The 14,301-nt window shown below is 47.5% G+C and carries 11 protein-coding genes; 7 read left to right on the plus strand and 4 right to left on the minus strand.

Features of this window, described 5'->3' with window-relative positions; all coding sequences use genetic code 11:
- Positions 1–29: 29 nt before the first annotated feature.
- The 6 genes from NIES2104_RS06170 (at position 30) to cax (ending at position 9,272) form a co-directional block, all read left to right on the plus strand.
- Positions 30–2,297, plus strand: coding sequence for a heavy metal translocating P-type ATPase (locus tag NIES2104_RS06170; RefSeq protein ID WP_058996756.1), 2,268 nt, complete (start codon positions 30–32; stop codon positions 2,295–2,297).
- A gap of 22 nt (positions 2,298–2,319) precedes the next feature.
- Complete coding sequence (locus tag NIES2104_RS06175; protein WP_063270202.1) at positions 2,320–3,558, plus strand: formylglycine-generating enzyme family protein; 1,239 nt, start codon at positions 2,320–2,322, stop codon at positions 3,556–3,558.
- A gap of 105 nt (positions 3,559–3,663) precedes the next feature.
- The gene (locus NIES2104_RS06180; RefSeq protein ID WP_082689938.1) at positions 3,664–3,936 is read left to right on the plus strand and encodes a Nif11-like leader peptide family natural product precursor; all 273 of its coding nucleotides are present in this window, start codon (positions 3,664–3,666) and stop codon (positions 3,934–3,936) included.
- A gap of 749 nt (positions 3,937–4,685) precedes the next feature.
- Positions 4,686–7,376 carry a heavy metal translocating P-type ATPase gene (locus NIES2104_RS06185; RefSeq protein ID WP_082689939.1) on the plus strand — a complete coding sequence of 897 codons (2,691 nt, stop codon included), beginning with the start codon at positions 4,686–4,688 and terminating at the stop codon, positions 7,374–7,376.
- 219 nt (positions 7,377–7,595) lie between these two features.
- Complete coding sequence (locus NIES2104_RS06190) at positions 7,596–8,069, plus strand: universal stress protein (RefSeq protein WP_058996757.1); 474 nt, start codon at positions 7,596–7,598, stop codon at positions 8,067–8,069.
- Between the two features lie 36 nt (positions 8,070–8,105).
- On the plus strand, positions 8,106–9,272 hold the full coding sequence (gene cax, locus NIES2104_RS06195) for a calcium/proton exchanger (protein ID WP_263970915.1): 1,167 nt from the start codon (positions 8,106–8,108) through the stop codon (positions 9,270–9,272).
- Between the two features lie 245 nt (positions 9,273–9,517).
- Here the strand turns inward: cax and NIES2104_RS06200 are convergent, their stop codons facing one another.
- Positions 9,518–9,979 (minus strand): GNAT family N-acetyltransferase, encoded by a 462-nt coding sequence (locus NIES2104_RS06200; protein WP_058996759.1) that lies wholly within the window; start codon positions 9,977–9,979, stop codon positions 9,518–9,520.
- Positions 9,954–11,831, minus strand: a complete 1,878-nt coding sequence (locus tag NIES2104_RS06205; protein WP_058996761.1) for a hypothetical protein — start codon at positions 11,829–11,831, stop codon at positions 9,954–9,956. Before NIES2104_RS06205 ends, NIES2104_RS06200 begins: the two co-directional genes overlap by 26 nt.
- Positions 11,832–11,877: 46 nt before the next feature.
- Here NIES2104_RS06205 and NIES2104_RS33340 point away from each other — a divergent pair, with 46 nt between their 5' ends.
- Entirely contained in the window at positions 11,878–12,003 is a 126-nt protein-coding gene (locus NIES2104_RS33340; RefSeq protein ID WP_263970916.1) for a hypothetical protein, read from the plus strand.
- On the opposite strand, the gene NIES2104_RS06210 is transcribed toward NIES2104_RS33340, so the two are convergent.
- Together NIES2104_RS06210 and NIES2104_RS06215 are read right to left on the minus strand one after the other, a co-directional pair.
- Positions 12,000–12,467, minus strand: a complete 468-nt coding sequence (locus tag NIES2104_RS06210) for a photosystem I reaction center protein subunit XI (protein WP_058996764.1) — start codon at positions 12,465–12,467, stop codon at positions 12,000–12,002. The two genes, NIES2104_RS33340 and NIES2104_RS06210, sit on opposite strands and share 4 nt — an antisense overlap.
- A 102-nt stretch (positions 12,468–12,569) precedes the next feature.
- The gene (locus tag NIES2104_RS06215) at positions 12,570–14,291 is read right to left on the minus strand and encodes an ATP-binding protein (protein WP_058996766.1); all 1,722 of its coding nucleotides are present in this window, start codon (positions 14,289–14,291) and stop codon (positions 12,570–12,572) included.
- Between the last annotated feature and the right edge of the window lie 10 nt (positions 14,292–14,301).

Raw genomic sequence — 14,301 nt, forward strand, 5'->3', positions numbered from 1 at the left:
CCTATTGGTTTGAATTCAAACTTTACAACATGGCAACACAAGTCAACGATCGAACCATCGTCTGCTTAGGCTCTCCGAATCGCATGACCTATCAAATGGTGCATACGGTTCCAGGACGTTGTCGGTTTCGAGTGCCCCGATTAAAACAAGAACAGGAGTATGCGGAGCGACTCAATTGGTTTGTTGAGTCGTTGAGTTTTGTCATCACTCTCCGCATCAATGCACTTGCAGAATCATTGGTGATTTACTACACACCGAATGCGATTACTTTAGAGTCATTGGAAAGCGCGATCGCAGGAGCACTCGATCTCGCCACAACTGGAGAAATCCCAATCGGAGCAATCTCGACCAAAACCGAGTATCGTCCCGAAATCAATTGGTTAGAACGATTGGGGCTGCCTGTTACGAGTTTAGGACTTGCGATCGCAGCAGAACAGCTTGCTTTACCTCTAATTCCAACTTTATTGGTTGGGGGAGTTGTCATTGCTGCTTCACTGCCGTTCATTGTCCGCACGATCGAAACCACGCTAAAAGAAAAGCGACTCGATGCAGACATTCTAGATGCCCTCTGGATGACGTTGTACACGATCAAAGGGGATTTGGTCGCTCCTTCGCTGATGGTGAGCTTAATGGAGACTGGAGAGGCACTCCGCGATACAACTGCCCGCGTCAGTGAACGCGAAGTGTCTCAACTCGTCGGAGGAATGAATCAAACAATTCGCATCGAGCGGGGTGGACAAGAAGAATGGGTTCCCATCGACTCGATTAAGCTTGGCGATCGCGCTGTCGTTTATGCAGGCGAAAGGCTTCCCGTGAGTGGGCGCGTCCTGCGTGGAACGGGATGGATCGATGAACACGAACTGACCGGAGAATTGACGTTTGTGTGTCGCTCTGAAGGGCAAGTCGTTCATGCGGGGACGCTACTTTTAGACGGAAAACTTTGCATTCTGGTCAAACGCATGGGCAGAAATACTCGGCTCGGTTTGACGCTGCAATTGCTGCAATCGGCTCCGGTGCATGATACTCGCGTCGAAGACTACGCCGCAAAATTAGCAAATATGGCGATCGCTCCGAGTTTGATTTTAGGCGGCATTATTTTCGCGCTAACCAGAGACGTGTCTCGCGCTCTAGCTCCGCTGCATTTAGACTTTAGCCACGGGATTCGATTGTCAGTGCCCTCGACTGTGCTTTCTGCTTTAACGTACGCTTCTCGGCATGGAATCTATATTCGCAGCGGGCGTGCTTTGGAAGTGTTGGCGCGAGTCGATGCGATCGCGTTTGATAAAACTGGAACGCTGACGCAAGGAAATGCTGCGGTAAAAGTCGTTCGGACGGTGAATACTCGGACTTCGATCAAAGAAGTGCTCACGCTTGCGGCTTCTGTTGAGAAGGACAATAAACATCCGGTCGCGGCTGCGATTCTGAATGCGTCTGCAGCGAAAGGAGTTCAGCTTCGGGAGTGTGAAACTTGGGAATATCGAGTCGGGGCGGGAATTGTTGCACAGATTGACGGGCAGCAAGTTCTTGTGGGGAGTCATCGACTGATGCAGAAAGAAGAAATTGAGACGACTGTGATTCATTCTCGTTATCCAGAGCTACAAACAGAATGTTTCTCGCTGGTTTACGTGGCGCGGAGTGGTAAACTGCTTGGTGCAATTTCTTACACTGATCCGCTACGACCTGAAGCACATCAAGTAATTCGTCAGTTACATCAATCTGAAGACGGCATTGAAACTTACATTCTGACTGGGGACAATCCGCAAGTTGCTGAAGAAGTCGCGGCACAGTTAGGGATTGATACCGATCGTGCTTATGCTGAAATGTCACCCCAAGGCAAAGTGAAAGTGATTCAGCATCTTCAAGCACAGGGTAAGGTCGTTGCTTTTGTAGGAGAAGGGATTAATGATGTGGCAGCATTGGCTCATGCGGATGTGTCGATCGCGATCGCAACAGGCAGCGACATGGCACGAGAAACCGCCGATATTGTCCTACTCGATGATGATTTAGAAGATGTGATTCATGCGATCGAGATTGCGAAGCGATCGATGGAAATTATCTATCAAAATACGGCGCTTGTTGCAGTTCCAAACATTAGTGTGGTTCTCGCTGGAATTATCTTTGCTCTAGATCCGATCTTGAGCGTCATCATTAGTAATGGCTCGATGCTGTTAGCAGAATTGAACAGTTTTCGTCCGCTCTTCGATCCGGGTGAAGATCCTTTTGCCAAGAATCAACCGCCTGCACCTCCGAAGCAAATCAACTCAACTGACTCTCCCATCATTGCTGAACTGGCTTAATTCCCGACTCAAGGAGCCATTTATGCCGCGCTGTCCTGTTTGTCAAACTCGCTCTAGTAAAGCTGAACGCTGTGTCATTTGCGGCTGGGATGTTCAGCCGCTCTCGTTTGTTACAGGACTGATTCCCGAAGTTGCCGACAAGGAGGCGGTTAGATTGGACTGGGCGAAACGGCTTTGGAGCAAAATGCAGTCGAGTCAAGCGCAACTAAGACAGCTTCAAAATCAAATTGAAGAACTCCACGATCGAGAAAACTATCTGCAAGCTCAACTTGACCAAGCAACTCAGGAAGCAGCCATTTTATCTCAAGATTTAGACCAACTCCCAAAACGCCAATTGTTTGAGCCACAGCCTGAATTCTTGCCACCTTATTTAGAACTCGATCGTGTGATTCCGTCCTTTGAAGTGCTACCGACAAAACCTTTATTGTTAGAACCTTTTACTTTTGAAACGATCACGCTCACCGCAGAAGGAGCGCGAGTGGAGCAACAGACTGCAACGTCACTCAAAGAGTCATTGAATAGCGATATTCATTTAGAAATGGTTTATGTTCCAGCGGGTCAATTCTGGATGGGATCTGAAGAGACAGAATTGGGACGGGACTTACATGAAAGTCCTCGGCATCGAGTGACGATCGCGCCCTTTCTAATGAGTCGATTCCCGATCACACAAGCGCAATGGAAAGCGATCGCGGCTTTGCCGAAAGTTCAGCGATCGATCAGTCTTTACCCTGCCCATTTTGAAGGTGATGATCGTCCAGTCGAGCAGGTTTCTTGGTGTGACGCGATCGAGTTTTGTGCTCGCCTCGTTCAAATGACCGGACAACCCTACCGACTCCCCAGCGAAGCTGAATGGGAGTATGCTTGTCGGGCTGGAACCACGACCCCTTTTCACTTCGGAGAAACAATTTCTGCTGAACTTGCAAACTATGACGGTAACTATACTTACGGGTCTGGAGTTGCAGGAGGCTATCATCAAGAAACGATTCCGGTGACAGCCGAGCATTCGACGAATGGTTTTGGGTTAGCTCAGATGCACGGTAATGTGTGGGAGTGGTGTGCGGATGCTTGGCACGATACCTATGAGGGAGCACCCGAAGATGGCACTGTGTGGGAGGAAGAGGATGTGACCTATCGAGTGCTGCGGGGTGGCGCGTGGTATTGTTTGCCTGAACTGTGTCGATCAGCGCAACGACACTGGAATCAACCAGATATGGCAGGCAGTGGTATAGGATTTCGCGTGGTGTGTTCCGTTCCGATATAGAAGTTTTGAATCGTATCTATTTTTGTGATTGTACTTGTAGCAGGGGTGCGATAGAGTGATAGAACTATTTTGGATTTTGAATATGAAGAGGCTTATTGAGTCTCTATGGGTCGTTTGCAAATCCAAGATCTGTTGTCGATCGCTTTATCTCCACACTTCAACGGAGGAATCATTGTGTCAAACCAGGTCGCACAGTTTCATCAATTAGCCTTGCAGAATCACACTCTTGTTGAGCAATTACGCAAAGCAACCGATTTTCAGAGCTTTGTTGTCCTCACGGTCAAACTTGGTAAAGAACACGGCTACAGTTTTACTTACCGAGAGGTTGAACAGTATGTTCGCCGCAATATGATCACCTTAATGCGACAGTTCTCCTAGAAGGTGTTTGACAAGCATAAGAAGTCTTTTCGCTTCGATTGCTTCCCGCCCTGAAATGGAATTTCGGGCTAACCGTGGAAAGTCTACTGAAGTAAACTGGGAGATAGTTATAGATTCTTAGTCCATTTCTAATGGACTTGCGCCGATTAGCCCGAAATTCATTTCAGGGCGAGATATGGCAACGGACGACAACTTTTCAAACATCCTCTTAGCGAAAGTTTCATTCTAATCGATCGAGCTTTTTAATTAAAGCGCTCTATGTTCAGAGTGATCCGCGATCGCTTTTCATCTTGCTGCGCCTCAAATTGCATGATTAATCATGAATGTTAAACACTATGAATTAGGTTTACAAATCAGTTGGATTATGACAAGCTATCGATGGGAGAAGAGTTAATAAAAACTTTCTTTTTGCATCGCTACATCTACAGTAAGCTCTTAAGTATTCGATTGGGGCGCAGGCAAGAAATCGAGTTTTAGTCCTCGATGAACGATACTAGCCTGGAAGGTTTCACAGCAAATTCTAATCACTCCTTGGCATTGTAGTGGAAGCTACTCCAGTCAAGCTTTGCACATAGGCGACAACGAGAGTATCGGGCACGTGTTCGTTCGTGCTGATCAGGAATCGTTTAAATTTGTCAGTTTTGGAAGGAGCTATTTCCATTAGCAAATAGCTAACTCTAGGTTTTTTGATTTTCAGCCCGTTTGTATGTAGTTGTCTTACTTCATTTACCCCGCTTCAGGAGATTGTCATGGTGGTTGCTACAGCAGGGAACTCATCGGTCGTAACGGATACAGTGGTCACGATCGAGAATGTGTATTACGAGATTGTTCATTGGATGCCGGGTCGATTCCGCATTCGGATTCCACGCCTCGCTCAAAATGAAGAATATGGAGCAAAACTGAAGTACCTGGTTGAATCGCTGAACTTTGTGACTGAGGTGCGGCTCAATTCGATCGCGAGTTCACTGATTGTGGAATATCGCCATGAATCGACCGCTGTTGGTATCGCAACGATTCAAGAAAAACTGTTTCGATCGATTCAAGATGCCGTTTCTGCAAAAGTCGATTTGGCGTTAGTTGCTAAAGAAGAAAAGAAATCGAATAACGAAATTGACTGGATGGAGCGGCTGGGATTCCCAGCAGCAGGATTAGTTCTGAGTGTTGCATCAATGGCAGGCGCACCCGTTCCACCTTTATTGATTGGGGGTGTTGTGCTAGTCGGTGCGATTCCTGTGTTTAAACGAGCGTGGGAAGCGATTCAACAAGACCAGCAATTAACGATCGACTTTCTCGATGGATTAGCGATCGCGCTGCATACCTTCCAAGGACATTTCTTTGCACCGTCCTTTATGTTGGGCTTAGTTGAAGGGGGCGAAGCGATTCGAGATATGACAGCACGCGGCAGTGAGCGAGCGTCTCTAGATTTGCTCGATTGCTTGAGTAAGACTGCCTTTGTAATTCGCGATGGGCAAGTTGTAGAAATTCCAACTCAAGATGTGATTGTCGGTGATCACGTTGTTGTTTATCCAGGCGACCAAATTCCAGTTGATGGTGTTGTCTTAGAGGGAACTGGCATCATTGATCAATGCAAACTGACGGGCGAATCAGTTCCGGTGACGCGCTCAGTAGGAGATGAAGTCTTCGCTTCGACCTTGTTAGTAGATGGCACATTAACCATTCTGTCAGAGCGTGTAGGCAACAATACCAGAGCAGGCGTGATTGTGAATCTGATGCAAGCGGCTCCGGTGCATGATACTAGAGTCGAAAACTATGCCGCAGCAGTTGCAAACCAGGCTGTACTCCCGACATTGCTCATCGGTGCAGGAGTGGGAATCTTTAGCGGTAACTTAAACCGAGCGGTTGCACTGTTGACGCTAGACTTTGGAACTGGAATTCGGGTTTCTGTTCCGACTACGATTTTATCAGTGTTGACTTATGCGGCTCGAAACGGGGTGCTGATTCGGAGTGGTCGAGCGATCGAAATTCTTGCTCGCATTGATACGATCGTTTGTGATAAGACCGGAACGCTCACGATCGGACATGCAGGAGTCAATGATATTGATGTCATGGACGATCGCTTTAGTAAAGATGAAGTGCTGTGTTTCGCGGCTTCGGCAGAAAAAGGGTTAACTCACCCGATCGCAGAAGCGATCGTGCATCACGCGAAAGATACGGGTGTCGCGCTCAAAGACTGCGAGGAGTGGGAATACAAAGTTGGATTGGGAGCAATGGCAACGATCGAGGGCATGAACATTATTGTGGGCAGCCCTCGTTTCATGAAACAAGAGAATGTCAGTTTGGATGAGTATGATATTCGCTATCCAGACGCGAAATCCGGCGGACAATCTCTGGTGTATGTTGCGACGGATGGCAGGCTCTTAGGAGTGATTCGCTATAGTGATCCGCCTCGTCCAGAAAGTAAAGAAGTGGTGAAAGAACTCAAGCGCATGGGTATCACCGTACACATGCTCACTGGAGACGTGACGCGGGTGGCTCATTCGATCGCTGGAAACCTCGGCATCGAACCCAAACACGTTTATGCAGAAGCTTTCCCCGAAAAGAAAGTGGAAGTCGTGAAAGCGGTACACGATAGCGGCAAGACGGTTGGATTCTGTGGAGATGGTATTAATGACTCAGCCGCTTTAGCGTATGCGGATGTCTCGATCTCCTTTGCAGGTGCGACGGATATTGCACGAGAAACGGCTGATGTGGTGCTGATGGAAGATGATTTGCGCGGCTTGATTATGGCGATTAAATGCGCTCGGCAAGCAATGGACATCATCTGGCAAAATACCGCGATCGTCGCTGTTCCGAACTTGGGAGCATTGGTCTCCGGTATCTTCTTCGCGCTCGATCCGATCTTGGCGGTGGTCATCAACAACGGAACTGCAATTCTGGCAGAACTCAATGGGTTACGTCCGTTAATGGGTCCAGGTGGCGAAGTCATGCCACCGACGCATCATATTAGTGCAGCGGAACTTGCGGAAGAGGAAAAACGGCTGCGGGAAATGGCAGAAGCGTTTCGCCAGAAGTCCGCGCCAGAACCTGCCACCCCTCAAGAACCTGCCACGACAACGATCGATGTTGTTGCTGCCAGTGTGATTCCTCAAAGCAATGGAAGCTCTACGAATGGTCATCATAATGGTAAAACCGCGCTCGTGACTGAAGCAGTAAAATCTGCGGATAGCGAGAGTGCTCCTAGTTTGCCTGCTCCCCTTGCAATGCTGAAACAAAATGCGTTAGCACAACGGCTTGGAATTGCGACTCAGACGATTACAGCAAAGCGATCGAAGCCTGATTTTCCTCAATGGAGTACTGCAAAAGATCCAGAAGGTATTGCTTGGTACTATGAACCCGCAACAAAGAACTTCTGTACGTTTGCAACTGGAAAGTCAATGTCCGATCTGCAAAGTCAGAACCGTGAGATGTCGAAAGTGTAGGATTGCCTCCTCTCCTTAAGCGACTGACTGACGATCCTTGAAGCGCGGTAATTTCGAGAGTCGAACTTTGTAGGATTGTCAGTCATTTTTTCAATCGCATCTCTTATAGCAAAGGTGTGAGGTATGAGGTGTGAGGGGCGAGGTCAAATTCATTCACCGCTTAGGTTCGGAGGTTGAGAACGTCCTAACCGTTCTGCGTACCGCTATACAAATTGAGCTATGTTTCAGAAAATTTTAGCAGTGGTCGATCAGAGTCACCGATCGCTGCTGCAAAGATCAATTTCATTCTCACAGTGCAGTGGGGCGAAATGGTCGCTATTACATTTGCTGAAGGTGCAAGGTGAGATCCTGTTCTTGTTCTCTGATTTAGAGCGACAGAAACACTGGGCAGGAGCAGAGTTAACCGATTGGAATGTTTGGAACGATCGAGAGCGGAGTCTAAAGCGAGTTCGTCCCAAGACAAAGCTCAAAGTCGCGGCAAACGTTGCTACTTTAGAGCCAACGGTATTGAATGATCAGAAGTTCGATCGCATTTCGACGACGGATGATTTAGGACAGTCGATCGTCGAGATTGCTCAATGGTGCAAAGCAGATTTGATTGTGATGAGTCTGTCGCCAACGGTCTGTCTGGATGTCGCTCGAATGGCTCATTGTTCAGTGTTGATTGTTAAAGATGAAGAGTCGATGATTTGACAGTTTTAAATTGCGACCTTAACGAATCTCCTCACCATGACTAGAATCCCCAATTTTATCGAAGCTGAAGAAGAGGCACTTGCTCGAATTGAGTGGGCAAGAACGATGTCTCGCAAAGATCGATTTTTACTGCAAATGTTAGTCTTTGTGCCCATCTGTCTGACGCTTGATTGGGCACAGGCTGATCCGATTATTGTGTTTATTTTTGCTGGAGTCTCGATCATTCCGTTAGCGGCTTGGATTGCAAATTTTACAGAAGCGATCGCGACTGTGATCGGGGCATCCTTTGGTGGATTGCTCAACGCGACTTTTGGCAACGCAACAGAGTTAATTGTCTCGATCGTTGCACTCCAAGCAGGAATGCTCGATGTTGTCAAAGCAAGCCTCGCTGGGTCAATTATCGCGAACTTACTGGTAGGGTTAGGAATCTCGTTTCTCTTAAATGGAATTTGGTTTCGCAAGAAAGACATCAAAGTGAATTTACTCAAGGCAAATGTTTCGCGACTGAATGCTGGGTCATTAAACCTTGCAGTGATTTTTCTACTTACTCCGGCTGCAATTCAATTTACTTCTAGAACATTAGATGTCAATCTTCAGCATACTCGCCTTTCTTATGTTGCTGCAATTCTACTGCTGGTCTTTTATGCTTTGATGCTGTTCTTCTCGATGAAGACGCATAAGTATATGTTCGAGCAGGTAGAAGATGCGGAGCCAGAAAGCTACGGAGGTGAAGGAATGCAGCCCATGCATTTCTGGACGAATGTAGGACTGTTGCTGGGAACAACGATCGTCTTAGTGTTTGTATCGGAAGCATTAGTGGCGAATTTGCAGGAAGCGGTTCGATCTCTAGGCTTAACGGATTTGTTTATGGGAGTGATCATTATTCCGTTGTTTGGTGCTGCGGTTGAGTATATCACCTGTGGAATTTGTGCAATGAAGAACAAGGTGGATTTAGCGATTTCGGTTGCGATCGGGTCAAGTTTGCAGATTGCTTTGTTCGTTGCTCCTGTGCTGGTGCTGGCAGGGTGGTTTATGGGGCAGCCAATGAATTTGGCGTTTAATACGTTCTCAGTTCTGGGTGTGGGAATTGCGGTGGTGATGACAAATTCAGTGAGTACGGATGGTCGGCATAATTGGTTAGAAGGCGTGTTGTTGCTGATGACTTATATTATGTTGGGGACTGCTTTTTACCTGCATCCTTAGTTCAGAGGACATTTAAAGAGTATTCAAGAACACTTCACTACGGTTCGATCCCGCCCGGAGCTGAACCTCCGGGCTAATCGGCGCAACCCTGCTAAAGCAGGCTAAATCACAATTTCTGCGGCTCTTAGTCCCGTTCAGGGGGCTTCCCTCGATTAGCCCGGAGGTTCAGCTCCGGGCGGGTGAATGCAATCAACGGCTACTTCTAAGACACTTTAACCCTATGCTTACTAAAGCAAGTTTTCACCTCAAATCCGTTTTTCCATTCGATAGTTAATGAAAGTTTCACCTCGACAAGAAACTTCTTGCTCTGCAATTACCGTAAATCCTAATGATTGGAAAAAGGGCTTTGCTGTAATACTAGCTTCGGTAAACAATCGATCGACATTCATTTCATGCGCTTTGAACTCGATCGCTTGATAGACCGATCGCCCAATTCCACATCGCTGATAGTCTTTATGACAATAAAAACAATCAATGTGTCCATCCGCTTCAAGCTCACCGAATCCTAAAATTCGCCCTTCTGACTCAGCGACATAAGTAAATCGCTCAGTGCACACGATCGCCCAATCTCGAAAATACAGATCATCTGGCGACCAGGCTTGCACTTGAGCGATCGAATAATCGCGAACATTTACTTCACGAACTGTCTCGTGAAACAACGTCGCAATCTGATCGGCATCTTCAGGACGAAATAATCGAATCAGCATCGAGGTCATCCAACCACAAATCAGGCATGTCTTCAGGAATGACTTGGCGATCGATCACGACTTTTCGACTTTCGCGATTGGTCAGAGCTTCAACCGCGATCGCTTCAATCCGAAGCTCTACACTGTCAAAGGGCACTTTGATCTGGGCGATCGATTCTAAATTGCCCTGTCCATCGGGCTTAAAGTCTAGAATCCATCGCGGCGGCTCGATCAAACTGCGGCTTTGTCGATCGCTAACCCAAGCTTTGACATAGAGCTTGGGCAAGATGTCAGGCAGCTTGATCCGAACTGCTACGGTTGCTCCTCTGGTTAGCTCTTGTTGTGCGATCGTCATAATGGGATCAGGAACAGGCTCAGTTTCAGGCAGCAATAACGGATTTTGAACGCGCTCTGATTGTCCCTGACGGCGGGACATGATCAAGTCAGCAAGCGGCAAAATCGGCTCATCATCGACGACAAATTCATCGATTACCTGATCGGGACTCGGTTGTAAATCGAGTTCTGATTCATCTAAAACTAGCAAATCTCGATCGTCTGCCTGAACTTTAACTTCGCTAATCGATTTTTCAACCGGGGAAAAGATTGGCTCTTCAACGATCGGCTCCTCGATCGTAGGTTCTACAGGAACAGGAGCCGCAGTTAAAGGAATTTCTAGCTGTTTTGCTTCTGGATCACAAACCGTTTCAGGCTGAACACCAAACGTGGGTAAATCGAGCTTTCGACGCGTGTAAGGATTGGGTTCGTGCAGTTGAGGCGGCAGGGTTTGCGATTCTTTGGGTGTGAAATTCGCAGCTTCAGCATCTTTTGGAGCCGAAACGAGGTTGAGAAACGCCAAATTTAGCGGTTGATTAACAGCAGGTTTCGTTGCAGGGAGATCTAACATATCCTCTGCAACGGCGCGATCGCCTTTTCTCGCTTGCTGTATCGCGTCCATGAGTTCATTCACATCTGCCATCAATGTGAAAGATTCAGTGGCTAGAATGGGCTTTCCTTCGACTTTGGCATCATGCAGCGTAATTTCGCCTAAAACCAACTGAGTTTCAAGCTCAACGGGCAACGTCACACGATAGTTCAAGTCAAAGGGCAACGCGGCATTCTGTAGAATCTCATGGGTATCTAAAAGCGTTCTAGAAGTCTGTGGATCGCGCAGACAAACGCGCAATTCTCCGTCTAAATGTGTCAATGTCGAAACAATTCGACCGACGATCGATAGCGGTTCGCCTCGATGAGCAATGTAAGTTTCTTGAGCAAGCTCGATCGAGATTTGAGAATTTCCAAAACTCGTCACATTCGGCAACGGGTCTTCCTCATACGGCTCTTCTGCCACCAAGCCATATTCCGCTAAAATCTCGTCAGCGATCGAGCTTGAATTCTCGTCTGCCTGCTGTAAAAATTCCTCGATCGAGGCGCGATCTGTATCGATCACTTTCGTTTCGACTGCCACAGTTGGCAAATCAAACGCGGCTTGCTCTTCGAGTTCCCAATTCGGATTCCAATCTTCGACAATATCCGATTCGATCGACAATACCCGTAGCTCGATTAGATGTGCCTCTCCGTGTTTGGGTGCACAGTGAAATCGCCAGACTCCAGACTGAAGCCGAGTGTAGGGAATCACAGGCATCAAGCCTTTCGGATTCGTTTGGTGCGTTCGGGTTTGAGTGCGGCGTTTTGGGGGAACTTCGTCGATCGCGTCGTGCTGAATTCGGACTTCGACGGGCGTATTCTGGTGATTCGTTTTCGCAGCGATGCGATACCGACCTTCCAGAATTTCAACAGTGGAACCGTTCAACGGGAGCCAAGCACGATCGCCGTCTTGCTGTATTAAAAATTCCCAGGTTTGCAGTTCAGGCATAGGTCGGAGAAGCTTTCACCAGGTTTTGCAGTTAATAGGGTACTCTATGTCAACCTACTTTTGGCGATTTTATCCGCGACTTCTTCACACAGCGCAGAAGTTCAATAAAAAAGCTCGATCGCGAATCGGCGATCGAGCGAATTGGCAAGATATTTCAGTTCGACAGAGTTAGTTGAATGCACCCGTGAAGATCTTGTCTACGATCGAGAAATTCGCGATCAACAGATACGCCACGAATGCGCCACCCGTCGCACCCACGAAGAAGCCGCCTGCGAACTGGCTCCAACCGCCAGACGATTGCAGCGAATTCGAGGAAGAATCGTCATCTTGGAATGTCGCCAAGCCATAGATTGACAAGCAAGCGGTAGCAATGAGAATGAGTGCGACAGCAGAAATCAACCCACCGACAGCGGCTTGATCGGAGTCGCGTAAGGGTCCGAGTAATGTCCAAGGACCGACTAAAAAGTAACCATGTGCCATCCCGATTTCCAATCCGCGCAGCAGAGGAGAGAGTCCTTTGCGGTATGCGGGCAGGTTGCCAATAAAGGCGCGGGTAAAGGCAGAATCACTGATAGGGGTCGAGAGATGTCCGATAAACGGATCGCCGTTGTACGGTTTAATAAGCTCGTCAGCCATATCTTAATATTTCCTAATGATTCTGAAGAGAACAAAAAGAATTCGAGACTTATTGTAAGTATGTCTTGGGACAGATTCTGACAAACGCTTCAGAAAAGTTCACTATTGGGAAGGATGCGATACAACTTTCTCTGACCCCTGCCGAATCGGAAGATCGATCGCGAATTCTGCCCCACGTCTCGGAGCCGATCGACAAGTTAATCGCCCCTTGTGTTGCTCGATCACAATCTGATAGCTCGTTGCCAATCCCATGCCCGTTCCTTTCCCGATCGGCTTGGTGGTAAAAAATGGGTCAAACATTCGAGCTTGCACCGCTTCAGACATGCCCACCCCATTATCGACAATGCGAATCCGAATCCATTGTGAGTCAAGTTGCTCCGTATAAAGTTGGATCATCGGTTGCTGCTGTCCCCCAATCCAACAATTTGCCAGCCACTGATTGTCTTTCATCGCAAATTCTAAACTGTCGATCGCATTTGTAATGATTTGCAAGAACACTTGATTCAGTGATCCCGCAAAACACTCAATTTCAGGAATCTGAGCATAGTGCTTGACCAATTTAATGGTCTCTCTTTGATTCAGTCGATTTTGCAAAATCGTTAACGTGCTTTCGATTCCATCCTGAATGCTCACGGTTTTGCATTCTGCTTCATCGAGTCGAGAAAAAGTCCGCAGCGATAATACAATCTCTCGAATTCGTTCTGCACCCGTTCGCATCGACTCAAACAAATTCGTCAAATCCTTGAACACAAAATCGAGATCCATGTCCTCGATCAATTGCTGCACCTCTGAATGCGGATCAGGATAGTGTTTCTGATACAAATCTAAGAGCGCTGTAATGTCTGCGATGTAAGTGCTGGCATGAGTGAGATTACCGTAGATAAAGCTAATTGGATTGTTAATCTCATGAGCAATTCCCGCGACCAATTGACCGAGCGAAGACATTTTCTCAGTGTGAATGAGTTGCGCTTGAGTGCGTTGTAGTTCTTGCAATGCGATTTCTAACTCGATCGCTTGTTGCCTCAGTCGGGTTTCGGATTGCCGCAATGCTTCTTCGTTCGCTTTACGATCGCTCACATCTACCAGAAGTCCATCCCAGAGCGTCGCTCCATCGGTCTGTAATTCTGGGCGCGACTGGGCTTGAATCCATTTCAGCCTGCCAGAAGGAGTAATAATTCGCCCTATCCAACTCCAAGGTTGCAGCGTCTCAGCCGAGTTACGAATGGATGCTTCAAATGATTCACGATCGTCTGGATGAACTTGATCAGAAGGTAAATTTCCGTTCTCATAAATGACCTGCGGTTCTAGTTCCCACAATTCTTGAGCAAACGCACTGACAAACGGAAACGAGGCTATACCATCAGGGGTGAGCCGAAATTGATAAAGCATTCCAGGTACATTTGCCGCAAGTTTCTGAAAGCGAGATTCACTCTGCCGTAATGCGTGTTCTGCGTATTTTCGATCGCTAATGTCACGAATAATCACTAGTGCTTCTTGATCATTGCAGCGAATCACGCGCACTTCTTCGTATTGCACCTCACCATCGAAGTCGAGTTCCTGCTCATACATTTGCACTTCATTCGTGACGATCGCTCGTTCGACATATTGCATTCGCAAATGCGCCAAGTCTGGCGGCATGAATTCCCAAAGGAATTTGCCCTGCCAGGCAATTTCAGCACCACACGCCCGAAACGATCGCGGTAGGCGAAAATCGAGACACACTCCTTCACGGCTCAACCGCAACATCAAATCAGGAATCGCTTCGAGCAAGATCTGATAATTGCGATCGCTTAGCGCAATAAAATCCGGGCTGTCAATACTCATCACCAAATCT

Source organism: Leptolyngbya sp. NIES-2104, assembly GCF_001485215.1.
Taxonomy (GTDB): domain Bacteria; phylum Cyanobacteriota; class Cyanobacteriia; order Leptolyngbyales; family Leptolyngbyaceae; genus Leptolyngbya.

Excerpts from the sequence above, each read along its gene's own strand:
- NIES2104_RS06170 (WP_058996756.1), top strand. The coding sequence starts at position 30 with ATGGCAACACAAGTCAACGATCGAACCATCGTCTGCTTAGGCTCTCCG.
- NIES2104_RS06175 (WP_063270202.1), top strand. The coding sequence starts at position 2,320 with ATGCCGCGCTGTCCTGTTTGTCAAACTCGCTCTAGTAAAGCTGAACGC.
- NIES2104_RS06180 (WP_082689938.1), top strand. The coding sequence starts at position 3,664 with ATGGGTCGTTTGCAAATCCAAGATCTGTTGTCGATCGCTTTATCTCCA.
- NIES2104_RS06185 (WP_082689939.1), top strand. The coding sequence starts at position 4,686 with ATGGTGGTTGCTACAGCAGGGAACTCATCGGTCGTAACGGATACAGTG.
- NIES2104_RS06190 (WP_058996757.1), top strand. The coding sequence starts at position 7,596 with ATGTTTCAGAAAATTTTAGCAGTGGTCGATCAGAGTCACCGATCGCTG.
- cax (WP_263970915.1), top strand. The coding sequence starts at position 8,106 with ATGACTAGAATCCCCAATTTTATCGAAGCTGAAGAAGAGGCACTTGCT.
- NIES2104_RS06200 (WP_058996759.1), bottom strand. The coding sequence starts at position 9,979 with ATGCTGATTCGATTATTTCGTCCTGAAGATGCCGATCAGATTGCGACG.
- NIES2104_RS06205 (WP_058996761.1), bottom strand. The coding sequence starts at position 11,831 with ATGCCTGAACTGCAAACCTGGGAATTTTTAATACAGCAAGACGGCGAT.
- NIES2104_RS33340 (WP_263970916.1), top strand. The coding sequence starts at position 11,878 with ATGTCAACCTACTTTTGGCGATTTTATCCGCGACTTCTTCACACAGCG.
- NIES2104_RS06210 (WP_058996764.1), bottom strand. The coding sequence starts at position 12,467 with ATGGCTGACGAGCTTATTAAACCGTACAACGGCGATCCGTTTATCGGA.
- NIES2104_RS06215 (WP_058996766.1), bottom strand. The coding sequence starts at position 14,291 with ATGAGTATTGACAGCCCGGATTTTATTGCGCTAAGCGATCGCAATTAT.